General features: G+C 58.5%; 18 protein-coding genes. 7 read left to right on the top strand and 11 right to left on the bottom strand.

The annotated features are described in order from the left end of the window. Window positions 1-18 precede the first annotated feature (18 nt). Genes Q0778_RS04115 through Q0778_RS04130 form a run of 4 tightly spaced genes read right to left on the bottom strand, consistent with a single transcriptional unit; the run spans window position 19 to window position 3,727 of the window. Complete coding sequence (locus Q0778_RS04115) at window positions 19-813, bottom strand: SDR family NAD(P)-dependent oxidoreductase (RefSeq protein WP_298334226.1); 795 nt, start codon at window positions 811-813, stop codon at window positions 19-21. A gap of 21 nt (window positions 814-834) precedes the next feature. Continuing rightward, window positions 835-1,518 (bottom strand): DsbA family oxidoreductase, encoded by a 684-nt coding sequence (locus Q0778_RS04120; RefSeq protein WP_298304042.1) that lies wholly within the window; start codon window positions 1,516-1,518, stop codon window positions 835-837. Further along, a complete protein-coding gene (nudC, locus tag Q0778_RS04125; RefSeq protein WP_298334228.1) occupies window positions 1,515-2,405 on the bottom strand; it encodes an NAD(+) diphosphatase in 891 nt (296 codons plus the stop codon). Before nudC ends, Q0778_RS04120 begins: the two co-directional genes overlap by 4 nt. Next, window positions 2,405-3,727 carry a serine hydrolase domain-containing protein gene (locus tag Q0778_RS04130; protein ID WP_298334230.1) on the bottom strand — a complete coding sequence of 441 codons (1,323 nt, stop codon included), beginning with the start codon at window positions 3,725-3,727 and terminating at the stop codon, window positions 2,405-2,407. The genes nudC and Q0778_RS04130 overlap by 1 nt, the downstream gene beginning before the upstream one ends. Window positions 3,728-3,865: 138 nt before the next feature. Here Q0778_RS04130 and Q0778_RS04135 point away from each other — a divergent pair, with 138 nt between their 5' ends. Beyond that, window positions 3,866-4,087 carry a hypothetical protein gene (locus Q0778_RS04135; RefSeq protein ID WP_298304037.1) on the top strand — a complete coding sequence of 74 codons (222 nt, stop codon included), beginning with the start codon at window positions 3,866-3,868 and terminating at the stop codon, window positions 4,085-4,087. Here the strand turns inward: Q0778_RS04135 and Q0778_RS04140 are convergent. Further along, window positions 4,084-5,121, bottom strand: a complete 1,038-nt coding sequence (locus Q0778_RS04140) for an A/G-specific adenine glycosylase (protein ID WP_298334232.1) — start codon at window positions 5,119-5,121, stop codon at window positions 4,084-4,086. The two genes, Q0778_RS04135 and Q0778_RS04140, sit on opposite strands and share 4 nt — an antisense overlap. A gap of 29 nt (window positions 5,122-5,150) precedes the next feature. On the opposite strand from Q0778_RS04140, the gene Q0778_RS04145 reads away from it, so the two are divergent. The 4 genes from Q0778_RS04145 (at window position 5,151) to Q0778_RS04160 (ending at window position 10,827) form a co-directional block, all read left to right on the top strand. Continuing rightward, window positions 5,151-5,702: a DciA family protein gene (locus Q0778_RS04145; protein ID WP_298334870.1), complete on the top strand. Its 552-nt coding sequence runs from the start codon at window positions 5,151-5,153 to the stop codon at window positions 5,700-5,702. After that, window positions 5,699-6,475, top strand: a complete 777-nt coding sequence (locus Q0778_RS04150) for a thioredoxin domain-containing protein (protein WP_298334234.1) — start codon at window positions 5,699-5,701, stop codon at window positions 6,473-6,475. Before Q0778_RS04145 ends, Q0778_RS04150 begins: the two co-directional genes overlap by 4 nt. A 153-nt stretch (window positions 6,476-6,628) precedes the next feature. Then, a complete protein-coding gene (locus tag Q0778_RS04155; RefSeq protein ID WP_298334236.1) occupies window positions 6,629-7,378 on the top strand; it encodes a thioredoxin domain-containing protein in 750 nt (249 codons plus the stop codon). Window positions 7,379-7,401: 23 nt separating this feature from the next. After that, entirely contained in the window at window positions 7,402-10,827 is a 3,426-nt protein-coding gene (locus Q0778_RS04160) for an AAA family ATPase (protein ID WP_298334239.1), read from the top strand. A gap of 27 nt (window positions 10,828-10,854) precedes the next feature. Here Q0778_RS04160 and Q0778_RS04165 read toward each other — a convergent pair whose 3' ends face one another. The 5 genes from Q0778_RS04165 to rpmF all read right to left on the bottom strand — a co-directional run bounded on the left by Q0778_RS04165 (window position 10,855) and on the right by rpmF (window position 14,065). Then, entirely contained in the window at window positions 10,855-11,295 is a 441-nt protein-coding gene (locus tag Q0778_RS04165; protein ID WP_298304028.1) for a MerR family transcriptional regulator, read from the bottom strand. A gap of 37 nt (window positions 11,296-11,332) precedes the next feature. Further along, window positions 11,333-11,635 carry an integration host factor subunit alpha gene (locus Q0778_RS04170; RefSeq protein WP_298334241.1) on the bottom strand — a complete coding sequence of 101 codons (303 nt, stop codon included), beginning with the start codon at window positions 11,633-11,635 and terminating at the stop codon, window positions 11,333-11,335. A gap of 119 nt (window positions 11,636-11,754) precedes the next feature. Then, entirely contained in the window at window positions 11,755-12,732 is a 978-nt protein-coding gene (locus tag Q0778_RS04175; protein ID WP_298304024.1) for a beta-ketoacyl-ACP synthase III, read from the bottom strand. A gap of 38 nt (window positions 12,733-12,770) precedes the next feature. Beyond that, window positions 12,771-13,856, bottom strand: coding sequence for a phosphate acyltransferase PlsX (gene plsX, locus Q0778_RS04180; protein ID WP_298304022.1), 1,086 nt, complete (start codon window positions 13,854-13,856; stop codon window positions 12,771-12,773). A gap of 26 nt (window positions 13,857-13,882) precedes the next feature. Beyond that, a complete protein-coding gene (rpmF, locus tag Q0778_RS04185) occupies window positions 13,883-14,065 on the bottom strand; it encodes a 50S ribosomal protein L32 (protein ID WP_298304020.1) in 183 nt (60 codons plus the stop codon). Window positions 14,066-14,378: 313 nt separating this feature from the next. Between rpmF and Q0778_RS04190 the strand changes: the two genes are divergently transcribed. Beyond that, window positions 14,379-14,774: an MAPEG family protein gene (locus Q0778_RS04190; protein ID WP_298304019.1), complete on the top strand. Its 396-nt coding sequence runs from the start codon at window positions 14,379-14,381 to the stop codon at window positions 14,772-14,774. Between the two features lie 34 nt (window positions 14,775-14,808). Here the strand turns inward: Q0778_RS04190 and Q0778_RS04195 are convergent, their stop codons facing one another. After that, a complete protein-coding gene (locus Q0778_RS04195; protein ID WP_298334872.1) occupies window positions 14,809-15,450 on the bottom strand; it encodes an MBL fold metallo-hydrolase in 642 nt (213 codons plus the stop codon). 164 nt (window positions 15,451-15,614) lie between these two features. Between Q0778_RS04195 and Q0778_RS04200 the strand changes: the two genes are divergently transcribed. Continuing rightward, window positions 15,615-16,898 (top strand): NADH:flavin oxidoreductase/NADH oxidase family protein, encoded by a 1,284-nt coding sequence (locus Q0778_RS04200; protein ID WP_298334243.1) that lies wholly within the window; start codon window positions 15,615-15,617, stop codon window positions 16,896-16,898. Window positions 16,899-16,903 lie beyond the last annotated feature (5 nt).

A 16,903-nucleotide genomic window follows, 5' to 3' on the forward strand; every position in this document is an offset into this window, starting at 1 on the left:
CTGTTTTTCTTATCCGGCCTAACCCTGCATCATCTTAGCGATGGTCAGGCGCACATCGTATTTCGCATCTTCCTCAGGCGGAAGGGCGTGTTTGGAATAACTAGCGCTTAGCTCGTCCGTTCGTTCCGCAATCCGAACCTCATTGTAGCCGTGGCTTACCACAAAGCGGCGGCGCGCCATGATCTGGGGCAGGATGATGTCGATATAGTCTTCGACCGGCATTCCGTGGCGCATCAGCTTTTCGGAGCCTATCCCGGTGAACACCCAGCCGGGAATGATCGTGCCTGCACGAACGTGCTCAGGCAGATCTTCGCGAAAGCTCTCTGTGAGGCCGAGAACGCTGTGCTTTGCGCTGATATACGCCGCTGTCTGAGGAACCGCGCAAAAGAAGCTGTTCTCGCTTCCCGTGTTGTAGATTGCGCTCGGGCTCCCTTGTTCGATCATGCGCGGTGCAAAGGCGCGGCAACCGTTCCACACGCCCCAATAGTTGATGTCGAAATGCGCACGCGCTTCAGTAGGATCGACTTCCCAAAGCCTTCCTCTTGGCCCGTTTACACCGGCATTGTTGAAGAGAAGATCAACAGTCCCGAAGGTTGAGAAAGCCGTATCGGCCAGAGCCTCAACCTGCGTAAGATCAGAAACGTCGCAGGGCTGGGTCGCGAAATCTTCCGCGCTCAGCGCATCGAGCTTTTCGCCGGGCAAGTCCGCGATCAGCACCTTGAGCCCGCTGGCCACCAATCCGCGCGCAAGCCCGAGCCCGATGCCGCTGGCTCCGCCAGTGATCACCGCCGTTTTCGGGTTGAATTCGCTCATGCGCCCCTTGCCTAGAGCCCGTCAGGCCCTGCTCTTTTCGACCACTCGCCTTAGCACATTAACATAGGTCTCTGGCCCCTGCGCGCCGGGCACCATGAATTTCTGATTGATGATCATGGCGGGCACGCCGGAGATATTGTGGTCCCAGGCTTGGCGCTCTTCAGCGATAACGCGGGCCTCTAAATCTGTGTCATCCAGCGCGGCTTTAGCAGCTTCGCGGTGCACGCCAACACTAGCCGCAATATCGAGCAGCACCTCGTAGTCCGACAGATCTTTGCGCTCATTGAAATGCGCCTTGAATAGGGCAAGCTTAAGCTGCGTCTGCACCTCAGGCCCCATCTGTTCTAGAGCCAACCCCAAAAGCTTGTGACAATCGCGGGTGTTCCACATCATCGCAGGCGGTGCAGGGTCTTCATCACCTTCGTAAGTGAGCGTTACCCCGGCTCCTTCTGCAATCGACTTCATCTGCCCGCGCACCTTCGCGCCTTCTTCGGCAGATCGGCCATATTTACGCTGGAGATGCGCTTCTTGCTCTTCGCCCTCATGCGGCATGTCGGGGTTTAATTCGAACGGACGCCAACGGATTTCGGCTTCGACCTCGCCCTCAAGCTGCCCCAAGGCCTGCTGCAATTGCCCGTAGCCAATCGCGCACCATGGGCACATCACATCTGAGTAGATATCGATCGTCAACCGCTCTGCACTCATGCCTCTTTCTCCAGCCACCATTGCATTAAATTATTCGCAATCGCATGCGGTGGAGGCGCAACGAAAGGACCTTCGCCTTTAAGCGCGCTGGCTACCTCTTCTCTTGTGTACCAGTTGATCTCGGCCATTTCGGTCTCGTCGATCACCAGCGCATCGTCATCGGCGTAAGAATGACAAGCGATCATCAGCTGACTTGGGAAAGGCCACGGCTGGCTGGCGACATACTCAACATCGCGCACCCGCACGCCCGATTCCTCAAAGACTTCTCGTGCTACGGCCTCTTCGATTGTCTCTCCCGGCTCGACAAAGCCCGCCAGAGCGGAAAAGCGCCCCTCGGGCCATCCAAGACCACGTCCGAGCATGAGCTTGCCCTCAAATTCGGCGAGCATGATCGTGACAGGATCAGTGCGAGGGAAATGCTGGGCCCCGCAACTGTCGCAGTTTCTCTGCCAGCCGCCCTTAGCGATCTTCGTGGGCGCGCCGCACTGTGCACAATGTCGGTGACGCGCGTGCCAATCGATAAGGCTCCTCGCTCCGCCGTAAAGCGCGAGATCCCCCGGATCGAGGTTCGACATGAGAGCCCAAAGCCGAGGGTTCGCCATGCGCGGCGCAGCATCGCCTTCAGCAGGGACAGCAGCAAAGCACGCCTTTTCCCCACCATCGCTGCGATCAAGCCCGAGGAACACCAGCTCAGCGTCTTCTGGTGCATCGGCCAAAGTACCCCAAGAGAGGCGCCCCGCATCATCGAGCAGCGGCATCAACTGGTCGAGCAGAAGGAATTTTGCCTTCCAATTCATCAGCGCGCCAAGCGCATCGCGGTCAGCGCGAATGTTGTCCGCTCGGTCGAGCGGCGAGCCCGAAAAGGCGATCGGCAATGATCCAGCCATTAAGCGGCCTTCTTGGCGCGCATCGCTGCTGTGTCAGCCTCAAGCGCGGCAAGGTACTCGTCTCGAATGGGATAAGCATCGGTGGGCATATATTGCGTGAACAGGCACGCTCGCAATCCCAGATTGTAGTCGACTGCTGCCAGCGTGCCGGCTGCCCCGCCCCAACCAAATGTGCCGTTAACAGAACGTCCACCAGCGCCGTGTCCCTGACCTTCCATCCAGGTGCCGGCAAGATCGGTGCCTTCGGGGAAGAGGTTCGAGACGCCCTTGCGCACGGCTGCATCGCTCATCACACGGGTTTCGCCCAGCTTTCCGTAGCCAAGCAGCATGCGAAGGAAGCGATCATAGTCCTTGGGCGAAGAAACCAGCCCTGCCCCTCCGGTTGGGAAGGGAGCCTCATCGAGATAGATCGATGTTGCCGCTGGATCGATTGGGAACGCATTGCCGTTCAAAATGCCGTAATTGTCTGTCAGTCGACCCACATCGGCGGACGGCACTTGGAAGTAGGTGCTGTCCATGCCGCAAGGATCGAAGATGCGCTCTTTCAGGAACTGATCAAACGGCTGACCCGCTGCCACTTCGATAACCCGGCCAAGTAGATCGAGGCTCATTGAATAGCTAAATTTGGTGCCCGGCTGAAGCACCAGTGGGAACTGAGCCAAGCCATCGGCAAAGGCTTCGAGGCTACCAACCGGTGCACCTTGGAAGATGCCGGGAATGGGCAGGCGCGAGACGCGTCCGGCGATGATTCCTGCCTCATTATACGCTTGGACGATTGGCCCTTGCTGGATGATTCCATAACCGATCCCCGCTGTATGCGTCAGCAGGTGCCGCACGGTGATATGCGACTTGGCCGGCTCAAGATTGTCTTCGGTGATCGCGCCATCATACTCGACCTGCACCATCATATCTTTATATGCTGGCAAGAACTCATGGATCGGCTGGTCAAGGCCCATCACGCCTTCGTCGATCAGGATCATCGCCGCCATGCCGGTCACCGGCTTGGTCATGGAATAGATGCGGTAGAGCGAGTTCTCATCAACCTCTACGTCAGAGTTCAACGCCAGAGTGCCCCCGCCCACGTGGTGCGCATGATCCTCTTGGCCCCAACCAAAGGTGAGATACATCTGAGCGACTTTGCGCTCATCGATGTACTTCTTCGCCAATGCCGCGACATTAGGCCAGCTTTCATCAACACTGTGAGCAAGCAATTCGCGCCCAAAAGGCAAGGTCGCAAGCGTTGCACCAGCGGCGGCATAGGCACCGCCACGAAACAGGGAGCGGCGGGAAAGTTCAGGATTTGCGAAATTGCGATAGGCCAAAGGTGTCTCTCCGGAATGATAACGGCTTGCGTTTGCACATCTCTTGGGGGAGCAAAACTGAACCGTCAATTACGTTGTTAAGTGAGACTGGGTGAAGTGGGGCTTGACTAAATTAAGTGTAGTACCCACATAACACACATGGGAAACTTACTCGCTTATGTCTTCGGGCTGATCAGCCTCGTCATCGTTATCCCTGCGACCATTCCGTTTCTGGGATGGGGCAATTGGCTTGCGATGCCTTTGATCGTGGTCGGGATCATATTCGGCGCTCTGTCATCAAGCGATGGGGGTCGCAATTTCTGTATCGTCGTCTTTCTGATCGCCGCAGTGCGACTGATGCTGGGCGGCGGCTTTATCTAATCTCGCGCCAGCGCCAGCCGCGCGGCCTTGGCGAATAGGGTCGGAAGCCCCGCTTCTTCGAGCGTGTCGAGAGGCCACCATTCACCCTCACCCTGCGGAGGGGCCGCTCCTTCAATCGCATGCAATTCCAGCGTCAGATGCGCATGAGTGAAAGTGTGCCGCACTGCTCCCAGACTTGTTGCATCGCCTTGTAGCGGTGCTTCCCCCGATCCATCGCTGCGCGCGCTCCAGCCATCATCAGGCAGACCGCGCATCCCGCCCAGCATGCCTGTGCCAGGGCGTTTGACGAGCCAAACTGATCCCTCACGCTCGATCCAAAAAGCGGCTCCTCGGCGTTCGGGTTTTGCCTTCTTCGGCGGTTTGACGGGTAGGCGCTCGGGCTCGCCAGTTGACCGCCCCTCACAAACATTCGACACAGGACACAGCAAGCAGCGGGGCACTTTGCTGGTGCAAATTTGCGAGCCCAGATCCATCATGCTCTGCGCAAAGTCACCGGCCCGAGACTGGGGCGTGATTGTTTCAGCCTGCGCACGAATGGCTTTGCGAGCACCGGGGAGAGGTTCATCAATGTTGAACAAACGGGAGACCACTCGTTCGACATTGGCATCGACCACGACGGCCCTGTGGCCAAAGGCGATGCTGGAAATGGCAGCGGCCGTGTAGGCCCCCAGCCCCGGCAGCTTGAGCAGATCGGCTTCGGTTTCTGGAAAACCGCCGCGTTCCGCAACCACCCGCGCACACTTCACCAGATTGCGCGCCCGCGAGTAATATCCAAGTCCAGCCCATGCCGCCATGACATCATCATCGCTCGCCTTGGCAAGATCGAAGACTGTCGGCCAAACCCTCGTGAATTTCTCGAAGTAAGGCTTCACCGCTGCCACGGTTGTTTGCTGCAGCATCACTTCAGAAAGCCACACGCGGTAAGGCCACGCGTCATCGCTGGGCCGCGCGGCTCCGGGCGGATTGCGCCACGGCAGCGTGCGTGCGTTCTTGTCATACCAGTTGAGGAGCGTGTCAGAGATGGTGGCGGTCACGCGCTGCCTATGGCATGGACGCTGTCGAGATGGGAAGCGACAGCAACAACAAGACCCCCAAAAAGCCGCGCAGGAAAGCTGGAAAGCACTTCACTCGCCCACGCGGCCAAGGGGCCAAGGCGATCGGCGACCTGATGCCAGAAATCGGTCGCACTGCATTCAGGCGGTTTGGCTTTGTGCAGAGCTCGGTCGTCACTCGTTGGCCCGAAATCGTCGGTCCTACCCACGCGCTGGTCTGTTCTCCCGAAGCAATACGCTTTCCGCCAGGAGAGAAATCCGAGGGAATCCTCCAATTGGTGGTGAAGCCCGCGCATGCTCCACTGATCCAGCAAGTTCTCCCAGAAATCATCGAACGGGTGAACCGCTTCTTTGGCTACAAAGCGGTGGCACGCGCGAAAATCCGGCAAGGCGAGGTTAAGCCTCCGTCTGCTGAAGAACGACCCAAACCGCCGCCGTCGCTAAAGCCCATTCCAATGGAGTTAGGGGACAGTCTGCGCGATATTGGGGACCCAGAGCTGCGCACCGTGCTTGAATCGCTCGCGCGAAGCCTGGGTGATGAAGGGAAAGACGAGAAGAAATGAAACATTTGAAACGCGCAGCCCTTGTAGCGGTAAGCGCTCTTGGATTGGCGATGGCCGGCGGCGCAACGGCGCAGGAAACCGGCACTAGCGAGAACCAGCTCGCAGACCCGCCCAGCGCATTTATGGTCGATAAGCGCCGCTCTGCCTGGCAGGCCGAAGTGGTCGAGACCGATCGCGGCTTTATGATTGGCAATCCGAAAGCGGAAGCCTCGCTTATTGAATGGATCAGCTACACCTGTGGACACTGCGCCGATTTTGCGCGCGAGGGCGAAGCGGCGCTTGATTTGGCCCTATTGGCGCCCGGTCATATGAGTGTCGAAGTGCGACCCGTTATTCGCAATGCGATTGACCTGACCGTATCGCTACTCGTTCAGTGCGGCGGCGCAGAAGGCTTCAAAGATCGTCACCGTATGTATCTGTTGCAGCAGGACAAATGGCTCGAAAAAGCGCGAACTGCTCCGCAAAGCCAGATGGCGAGCTGGGCAAGCGGCAGCAAGGCTTCACGCATCAGCATGGCGGCCGCTCTCGACCTGGACGATATGCTCGCCAATCGCGGCGCGTCACGGATGGACATCAACACATGCCTTGGCGACGACCAAGCAGCGCTTGCCTTGGTGCAAAACGGCGCAGCTGACCGTGAAGAATTTGCTGTTGCGGCAACACCAAGCTTCGCGCTCGATGGCGAATTGTTAAGCGAAGTGCACACGTGGGGAACACTCTATCCGGTGATCGAAGAGCGCTTCAAACCTCAGAATTCGTCTCAACAGCGGTAAGATTAACGCTTTTTCTCAAAGAAATCCGGGTGAAATCTCATATAGATTCACATATTCCCCCAATTTGTGCACAAGCGCATGGCCCACAGCTCTTTCCGCCTCCGGGGCCATACGTATAGTCTTTTTGCTTAGATCAGAGGATTCTTACTCATCATGACCGCGTTTCGCAGATCATTGAAACTAGCTTTCTCCGCCCCTCTCGCTCTTGCCCTTGTGGCATGCGGTGGCGAGGCCGATGGCGACACTCTCGAGGGCGATGTTATTGCGCCGATTGAGGCACCTGCTGGCACCAATTGGGGTGAAACGGTCACCGTCAGTGAAAGCGATGGGTACATCCTCGGCAATCCTGATGCGCCACTGAAGCTGGTCGAATACGCCTCGCACACCTGCGGTGGCTGCGCGAGTTTCGCGGCACAGGCCAAGCCGGGCATCAAAGAATATGTGGCAACCGGCGTGGTCAGCTTTGAACAACGAAATCTGGTGCGCGATCCGATCGATCTGACGATTGCCACTCTCGTACGCTGCGGCCCCAAAGAGAACATGCAAACTCTCTCAGACATGGCATGGGAGGATTATGCAGCACCGATCGTCGCTGCACAAAACAACCCGCAAGCGATGGATGCGGCGAACAGACTTCCTGTTGAGGAGAAGTTCCTAGCCTTCGCCGATATCACCGGACTCGATGATTTCTTCGCGGCACGGGGCATCTCTGCCGACCAGCAGCGCGCGTGTCTCACGGACGCTGAAAAAATCCAGAGCATCGCTGACAACTCCACAGCGCAAGGTGCAGAGCTTGAGATCAACCAGACCCCAACTTTCATCCTGAATGATCGAAAGCTTGATGCGCTGGGCTGGGAAGACCTTGAAGCGACCCTGCAACGCGCAGGGGCCCGTCAGGAATAGAGGCGAAGAGTACCCAGTCACCTATGCAGATCAGTCGGCTCAAACTCTCAGGCTTTAAAAGCTTTGTTGAACCGGCTGAATTGCGCATTGAACCCGGCCTGACCGGGGTTGTCGGGCCCAATGGCTGCGGCAAATCCAACCTTTTGGAGGCAATCCGTTGGGTCATGGGCGAGAACTCGCCCAAGTCGATGCGCTCGGGCGGAATGGAAGATGTGATCTTCGCAGGCACAGATTCGCGTCCGGCACGTGCCTTTGCCGAAGTGGTCCTCCATGCCTCAGACGATCAGAATGAAGAGCTAGTTGTCACCCGCCGGATCGAGCGCGGGGCGGGCTCTGCCTATCGGGTGAATGGCCGCGATGTGCGGGCCAAGGATGTCGCGCTGACCTTTGCTGATGCCGCGACAGGCGCGCATTCGCCTGCATTGGTGAGCCAGGGCAAAATCGCTCAAGTGATCGCGGCCAAGCCTGCTGAACGGCGCATGATGCTTGAAGAGGCAGCCGGGATCGCGGGGCTTCACGTTCGGCGTAAGGATGCTGAAAGCAAGCTGCGCTCGACTGAGAAGAACTTGGAGCGTCTCGAAGACCTGATGGCAGGTCTCGACTCGCAAATGGCATCCTTGAAGCGTCAGGCGAAACAGGCCGAGCGCTACACCAAGCTTACCGAGCAGATTCAGCATGCCGAAGCGCGCGTCGTTTTTGCGAGGTGGCGCGACGCTGCCTATGCGGCAAAAGAGGCACGCGCGGCCGCGCAAGGGGCAGAGGACAAGGTTACTCTTGCTCAGGCAACCGCTGCCGAAGCGCAGAAGCAACAGGCAGAAGCGGCGGCGACTTTGGCAGACGCGCGCGAAGAACTCGCCGACCGACGCGACGATGCGAGCGCCCATGGCCACCGCATGGCTGCTCTGTCTGAGAAGCTTGAGGCGGCTGAGGCGCGACTCAAAGATCTGGAACGACAACGAACGCGGCTCGAAGAAGACCGTCAGGATGCCGACCGACTCACGAAGGATGCAGCAGAAGCCCTAACCCGGCTCGAACGCGAGGTTGAGGCATCGCGCGATACTCTGGCGAAGGCGGAGGCCGGGCGCCCATCCCTTGCAAACCGCAGCGAAGATGCTGAACGCGCCAGCCGTACCGCCGAGCTCTCGCTTGCCAAGGCGACCGCGGACCATGCCGGGGTTGAGGCCGAATGGCGCGTGGCTGAGGCGGCGATTGAGCAGGCGCAGACACGGCTTAACCGGCTGGAGCGAGAGGGTGAGCGAATCGCGGCGATGCGCGCAGAGCTTGCCGATGGCTCAGATGTTGAGGCCGATGTTGTGGCAGCGCGCCAAGCGGCGGATGATGCGGCAAGCAAAGTTGCTCGTCTTCGCACCCATCTCGAAGAGCAGCAGTCTCGCAAGGGCGAGCTACAGACCGCACGCGATGATGCAGCAACAGCTCTTGCCAGTGCCAAGGCAGAACTGGCCGGGATTGAGCGCGAATACACCGCTTTGGTCCGCGACCGCGATGCACGGGCCAAGCGCGAAAAGGGCCGCCAGGGCTTGCCAGCAGCGCTCGATAAAGTGCGGATCGCCAAAGGCTATGAGCGTGCAATTGCCGCAGTGCTGGGGCGCGATGCGAAGTCGCCTTTGGGCTTGCCTGAGAACAATCCTGATGGCCGGTTCTGGACCGGCGGCATTGGCGGGCCTTCGCCGGTGGCAGACAGTCTCCTTGACCACATCACCGATTGCCCGAAAGAATTGCGCGCGCGTCTGGCCCTCGTCCATGTGGCGGACAGCGACGATGGACGCACGCTCAATCCGGGTGAATGGTTGGTCACAAAAGCGGGTCACTTGCGCCGTTGGGACGGCTTTATTGCGCGCGGCGAAGGCTCAGCTGAAGCCGCACGATTAGAAGCAGCAAACCGCCTTGCCGAGCTAGAAACCCAGCTTCCGCCTTTGCGTAAAGCGGTAGAGCGAGCAAGCGCGCAAGAAACATCCGCCCGCGACGAACTGTCCGCATTGCAGACCGGTCTGGTGGCGCAGGAGCGCGAACTTGCTGGTGCAATTGAAGCGGAACGCTCCGCCCTGCGTTCACTCGACCAGGCAGAGGCTGCGCGCGAACGCAACGCTGAACGGCTTGAGGAACTCGCAGCATCGAGTGCAGACCTCGATGAGCAACTCGCTTCGGCTACGGAGGAAGTCGCTGCGGCTGAAGACGCACGTTCGGCACTCCCCTCACCCGACACTGGGCGTGCAGCGCTGGACGCTGCACAAGCCAAGCACGAAGCCGCGAAATCCGGTGTCCAGGCCGCGATGGCTGAATTGGCAGCACACGACCAAGGTCTCGCTGTGGCGCGCGAACGGCTCGCTGCGCAGGAAGCCGACAAGAACAATTGGCAAGCCCGCTCTGGTGAAGCGACCAAGCGCGTGGCAGAGGCCAACTATCGCCTCGAAGAGATTGAGCAAGAGCACAATGTAGTCGCGGCAAAGCCCGCCTCCCTGATGGCCGAGATCGAACAGGGCGATGTCATCGCCAAGCGACTGACCGAAGAGCTGAAAAAGGCTCAGGGGGAGATGGACGACTGCCAAGCCGCCATTGCCGAAGTCGACCGCCAACTTGCGAGCGCACAAGAAGCTCTGACCGTAGCACGCGAAGGTAGGGCAACACTGGCCGCGCGCGCGGAGAATGAAGAGGCTCGCCAGGCTGAAATGGCGCGCATTTCGGGCGAGAAATTCCAATGCCCTCCCCCGCTTTTGACCGAGCGCTTTGAATTCGATGAGAAGGACGTGAAGCCCGCTTCAACCGAGAGCGAGGAAATGGAGCGGCTTACTGCCAGCCGTGAGCGGATTGGCCCGGTCAATCTTGTCGCTTCCGACGAACTGGCACGGATAGAGGAAGAGCACGGCACAAGCGCCTCGGAGCAGGCTGAACTCGTCGAGGCGGTGGGCCGCCTGCGAGCGTCTATCGGCAATCTCAATCGCGAGGGTCGTCAACGTCTGCGGGCCGCTTTCGAAGAGGTGGATGGCCACTTCCGGGTCCTGTTCACTCGTCTTTTCCAGGGCGGAAAGGCGCATCTTGCGCTGGTCGATAGCGACGATCCTCTTGAAGCAGGTCTTGAGATTTATGCTCAGCCTCCAGGCAAAAAGCTGCAAAGCCTCTCGCTTCTTTCTGGTGGTGAACAGGCTTTGACCGCGACCGCACTGATCTTCGGATTGTTTCTTACGAACCCCGCGCCAATCTGTGTGCTTGATGAGGTCGATGCGCCGCTTGATGATGCCAATGTCGAACGCTTCTGCGACCTGCTTGATTCCATGGTAAACACCACCAAGACACGCTATCTCATCGTCACCCACAATGCGGTGACGATGAGCCGAATGCACCGCTTGTTCGGGGTAACCATGGCCGAAAAAGGCGTCTCGCGCCTTGTGAGCGTGGATCTGGGTGAAGCCGAATTGATGGCAGCGGAGTAACTGCCACATTTGGCAGTTGGCTGGATTCTAAGCTTCGATAGCCTGCGCCAGCCGAGCTCTGATCTCTTTCAACTTGGCGATACTCTCTTCCATGGCGGGCGACTCGCTTAACCCCGCTGACATGGCTGGTTTTTCCTCTCCCGGGGTAAAATCCGAACCATCGCGTCGGTCATACTCGCGACGTTCGCTCTTGCGGCGTTCCCCGCCGGGCACGCCTTGCGAGCGCAAGACAGCTTCGGCGCCTTTGAGCGTATAGCCCTCCTGGTTGACCAGCCGGTCAATTGCCTCAACCATTTCAATGTCCGTTGGACGGTAAAGCCGTCTCCCGCCGCTGCGCTTCATCGGCTTGAGCAGAGAGAATTGCTGCTCCCAATAGCGCAGGACATGTGGCTTGATATTCAGCGCCTCGCTGACCTCGCCAATAGTGCGAAAGGCGCTCTTCGCCTTGCCGTCTGCAAAATCAACCATGGTTCGCGCTTTCTATCTCTGGAAAAACGCCCCCGCGTTATGACGCGTCGGCGATCTTCTCTTTCAAGAGCTGGCTCGCCCGGAAGGTGAGCACACGGCGCGGGGTAATGGGAACTTCGACCCCGGTTTTGGGGTTGCGGCCCACGCGCTCATTTTTGTCGCGAAGGACAAAACTGCCAAATCCAGAGATTTTGACATTCTCGCCTTCAGCAAGCGCATCAGACATTTTGTTGAGAATAGCCTCAACCATGTCGAGCGATTCCGCCCGGCTAAAGCCCATCTTGCGATTGATAGTTTCGGCCAAATCAGCCCGGGTCAATGTGCCAACCGAACGCATCATATGGAGGTCTCCTTAACCGGCGCGATCCCATTAAACCATGGCAGTATAAGGCTTTTCTCGAGCGCGCGCAAATTAACTTTTGTTACGATGCAAATGTGGCAGTTTCATGCTGTCTTCGATCACATTCGGATAAGACTTGCCCCCCAGGTGAAGCCACCGCCCATGGCCTCCATCATCACCAGATCACCCGGTTTGATCCGCCCATCCTTGCGAGCTGTATCGAATGCAAGCGGCACGGAAGCAGCAGACGTATTCGCATGCTGGTCAACAGTCACCACCACGCGTTCTGGCCCGATCTTGAGTTTGCGCGCGGTGGCATCAAGGATGCGTTTATTCGCTTGATGCGGAACGATCCAGTCAATCTGATCAGAAGAAATGCCAGCATCTTCAATGACCTCATGGAGGACACTGGCGAGATTCACCACCGCATGTTTGAACACTTCAGGCCCACGCATCCGCAGATGTCCAACGGTCTGCGTGGTCGAAGGTCCGCCATCAACATAGAGCAAATCATGCTGTGCACCGTCGGCATGAAGACGGCTCGCCAAAACGCCCGGACCGCCTTCTTGAGCTGGATTGGATACATCCGGCGATTCCAGCACAATAGCCCCCGCGCCGTCGCCGAAAAGAACGCATGTGGTGCGGTCTTCCCAATCGAGGATGCGGCTAAATGTCTCTGCGCCGATAACTAATGCGCGCTTCGCCATACCTGTGGTCAGCAACGAGTCGGCCGTAGTCAACGCATAGAGAAAGCCCGAGCACACCGCCGCTACATCAAAGGCGATTCCGCCATGGCATCCCAAAGCATGCTGAACCTTTGTGGCTGTCGCGGGGAAGGTGTTGTCAGGAGTCGCGGTTGCAAGCACGATCAAATCGATGTCGGCCGATGTCAGTCCCGCATCATCCAGCGCATTGCGCGCCGCTTCAATCGCCAGGGTAGACGTGGTTTCGCCTTCGCCTGCGATGTAACGCTGACGAATGCCGGTCCGCTCGACAATCCACTCATCTGAGGTGTCAACCATCGTGGCCATTTCGGCATTGGTGACGACGCGCTTCGGCAGGGCCGAGCCCGAGCCCGTGATTCGGGAACTGGGCACTCTTGATCCTGTCACACAGCCCTCTCCGCTGGTTTACATCACGTTTCGTTGGGAGCTGCTTTCGGCCCGTTTCCGTTACGTTTCAAGGCTTCTTCGCCCAATCTGCCAAGATCATCCGCAATCCTGTTGATCAGGCGATCCTCCAAAAGGCGCGCCGCTACATTCACCGCCTGAGCAACGCCCTTCGCAGTCGCGCTGCCATGGCTTTTTACAACAACCCCGTTGAGGCCGAGGAAAACCGCCCCATTGTGATTGTTAGGATCGAGATGGTGGCGCAGCAATTCGGTTGCGGGGCGCGACACCAGAAAGCCGATCTTGGAGCGCAACGAGCTAGTGAAGGCCTGTCGCAAAAGATCGGTCACGAAGCGCGCCGAGCCCTCAATCGCTTTAAGTGCAATATTGCCGGAGAAGCCATCGGTGACGACCACATGAGTCTCGCCGCGGTTGATCTTGTCGCTTTCAACAAAACCATCAAACTGGAGAGCAAGGCCACCATCATCGCGCGCGGTGGCTTCGGTCAACTGGGCCGCAGCATCGCGCAAGGCATCGGTGCCCTTGATCTCTTCGGTGCCGATGTTGAGAAGGCGCACACTCGGGCGTTCGAACCCGTTGACAATGCGCGAATATGCTGCACCCATCACGGCGAACTGCACAAGGTTGCGCGCATCTGCCTCGGTGTTGGCACCAAGGTCGAGCATAACCACATCATGCGGCTCTAGCGTCGGCATCAGCGCAGCCAAAGCTGGGCGATCAATCCCAGGAAGCGTGCGAAGCGCGATCTTGCTCATCGCCATAAGGGCGCCGGTGTTGCCTGCGCTAACCGCAGCGCCAGCCGCGCCCTCTTTCACCGCGTTAACGGCAAGGCCCATGCTGGTGGTCTTGGCCCGGCGAATGGCACGCGATGGCTGCTCATCGCCGCTGATCACATCATCGCAGTGAAGGATTTCCGAAGCACCCGCCATGCCCGGGTGGCTTTGCAACGCGCGCTCTATCCGAGTCTGATCGCCGACGAGCAGGAAGTTGAAACCTTCATGCTCGCGGCGTGCGAGAGCAGCGCCTTCGATCATCACGCGCACGCCTTCATCGCCGCCCATCGCATCAATGGCGATACGCGGGAGGGTCATGCGCAATGTCCTTTTTTAATGACGGCTCAAATGCCCTTAGGGGCAAGCACCAGACGGCCGTTGTAATAACCACAGTGGTGGCACATTGTGTGCGGACGCTTGAGTTCGCCACAGTTTGAACATTCTGTGAAAGCTTCAACTTTCAGCGAATCGTGTGCGCGCCGGTTGCCACGGCGATGCGGGGATACTTTTCTCTTAGGGACAGCCATGGCTCAGCCATTTCCTCAAATAATAATCGCGAGAAAGCGCCAAAATCTGCGCTTCCCAAGTGTTTCGGTGACGCCCTTACGGCAAGGCCGCCATGCGCACAAGGTCAATTACACCTACGCGGGCGGGTCCTGGCCAGAAGCGGCGGGAAGGCGCGCGCTATAGCGGAAATTTCTCAGCTTGCAAGCACAAGCCTCGCGAAACGCGCGCAAGTCTAGAGTGCCAAGAAACGTTGTCAGCAACGCTCTTCCGCTCTAGTTTGGTTGCGGATCAAAACTAAACAAGAACACGATAGAAAACGAGGGGATCGCTTCGATGGAACTTCTTCCGGTTACGCTGACGACGGCTGCTGCGGCAGCAATACTTAACATCTGGCTGATGCTGCGCATTGGCGCTGTACGTCAGGCGGAGAAAATTTCGGTAGGAGACGAGGACAACGAAAATCTCATCCGCCGGATGCGCGCTCAGGCCAATTTTGTTGAGAACGCTCCGTTTGTGCTGATCCTTGTCGCTGCAATCGAGCTATCAGGGCGCGGCGAACCCTGGCTCGCGTGGGTCGCGGGGCTCTTCATCATTGGACGCATCGCACATGGTTTCGGCATGGACGGCGGTTCGCTGCAGGTCGGGCGCATGATTGGTACACTTGTGTCGATGCTGACCCTGTTAGGCCTGGCCGTTGTCGCAACGCTAATTGCTGCTGGAGTAATGTAAGACGAGATGCACGCGCCATCCGCTGCGCGCAGGCTCAACTCAGCGCGTAGTCAGAGACAAACGCGTTGGTCTTACGCTCCCGGCCAAAAGTGCTGGTAGGGCCGTGGCCCGGGATAAAGGTAATGTCTTCTCCCAAAGGCCACAGGCGCTGCGTGATCGAATCGATCAGGTCCTGATGATTGCCGCGCGGGAAGTCGGTGCGCCCTATCGAGCCCTGGAAAAGTACGTCACCGACAATCGCAAACTTGCTCGGTCCGTGAACGAAAACCACGTGGCCAGGCGTATGGCCGGGGCAGTGGATCACATCGAGGGTGAGTTCGCCAACCGTCACCGTATCGCCCTGCTCCAACCAGCGATCAGGGGTAAAGCTCTTGGCTTCCATGCCATAGCGCGCGCCGTCGCTGTCCAGCTGCTCAATCCAGAACAAATCATCCTTGTGCGGGCCTTCGATAGGCACACCTAATTCCTCAGCCAGCATCCCCGCCTGACCGCAATGGTCGAGATGCCCGTGAGTGACGAGGATTTTCTCAAGCGTCACGCCCGCTTTGGCGATGCCGTCTTTTAGCTTGTGCAAGTCCCCACCCGGATCGGTCAGCGCCGCCTTCATCGTCTTGGTGCACCAGATGAGCGAGCAGTTCTGTTGCAAAGGTGTCACCGGAATAATCGCGGCTTTCATTGGAGGTGTTTTTTGGGGAGGCTGTTTTGGCGTGTCAGTCATGGGTCAAGCAGATGGCGCGGCGCTTATGCAAATGCAAGCTCAGGTGCTGCGTCTGGAGAAATTTGGGTTTCACAACGAAACGCACGCGTTATGGTACGCACAAACTGGGAGACCCTTAAGACATGACCTTGGCGAGCACCCTTACACTACCTTGCGGCGCGGTTTTGCCCAATCGGCTTTCCAAAGCCGCGATGACCGAAGGGCTGGCCGACCCGCAAGGTTTGCCAACCCCGGAGCTCATGCGGCTTTATCGCATTTGGTCTGAAGGCGGTCCCGGAATGCTGCTCTCGGGCAATATCCAGATCGATGCCGACCACTTGGAACGCCCCGGCAATGTCATTATCGACCGCGAACTGAACGATGAAGAGCGCGCCAAGTTTCACGAATGGACTGCGGCAGGCACCGCAAACGGCAATCACTTCTGGGCGCAGATTAGCCATGCCGGACGCCAGTGTTTCAAAATCGTGAACCCGCATCCCAAGGCTCCTTCAGCCGTCAAACTCGGAATTCCGGGCGGACAGTTCGGAGAACCTGTCGCGCTTGAGGCCCAAGAGATCGAGGACATCATTGGAGGCTTTGTTCGCGCGGCTCGGATCTGCAAGGAGGTCGGCTTCAGTGGCGTTCAAATCCACGGCGCGCATGGCTATCTCATATCGCAGTTCCTTAGCCCACGCACCAATATCCGCACAGACGAATGGGGCGGGAGCCTCGAGAACCGCGCTCGTCTCCTTACCGAAGTCATCCGCCAATCGCGCGAGGCCGTGGGGCCTGACTTCCCGATCACGGTCAAGCTCAACAGCGCCGACTTCCAAAAGGGTGGCTTTGCGTTTGAGGACAGCGTGACCGTCGTCGGCTGGCTCGAAGAACTCGGCGTCGACCTCATCGAGGTATCGGGCGGGACCTATGAACAACCCAAGCTCCTCGGCATTGAAGGCATGGAGCCAGCCGAAGATCAGAATGTGAAAGCCTCAACGGCTGCGCGTGAGGCCTATTTCGTCGACTTCGCCAAGGCGATGAAAGAGGCGTGCAACGTGCCTTTGATGGTCACCGGCGGCTTTCGCAGCAAGGCGGCAATGGAGCAGGCTTTGGAAAGCGGCGCGGCGGATTTGATCGGCTTGGGTAGGCCCCTGTGCGCCGACCCCGATGGGCCAAAGCGCCTGCTGGAAGGAGATGAGAGCCTCTACCGCTACGAGGACGAACTCTCGCTTTTCCCGGCCCCCCTGCGGTTCCTCACTGGCATCAAAGCCCTGCGCGCAGCGGCGAGTTTTGCGGTCCAATTCTGGTTCTACGGCCAGATTTACGCGCTCGGACGTACGGGCAAACCGGATAAGGATCTATCCGTGTTCGCCGCTTGGCGACAAACCGAGGCAACGCACAAGGATTGGCTCAAACGGCGGCGGGGGTAAAATCC

This window comes from uncultured Erythrobacter sp., from assembly GCF_947502395.1.
Lineage (GTDB): Bacteria > Pseudomonadota > Alphaproteobacteria > Sphingomonadales > Sphingomonadaceae > Erythrobacter.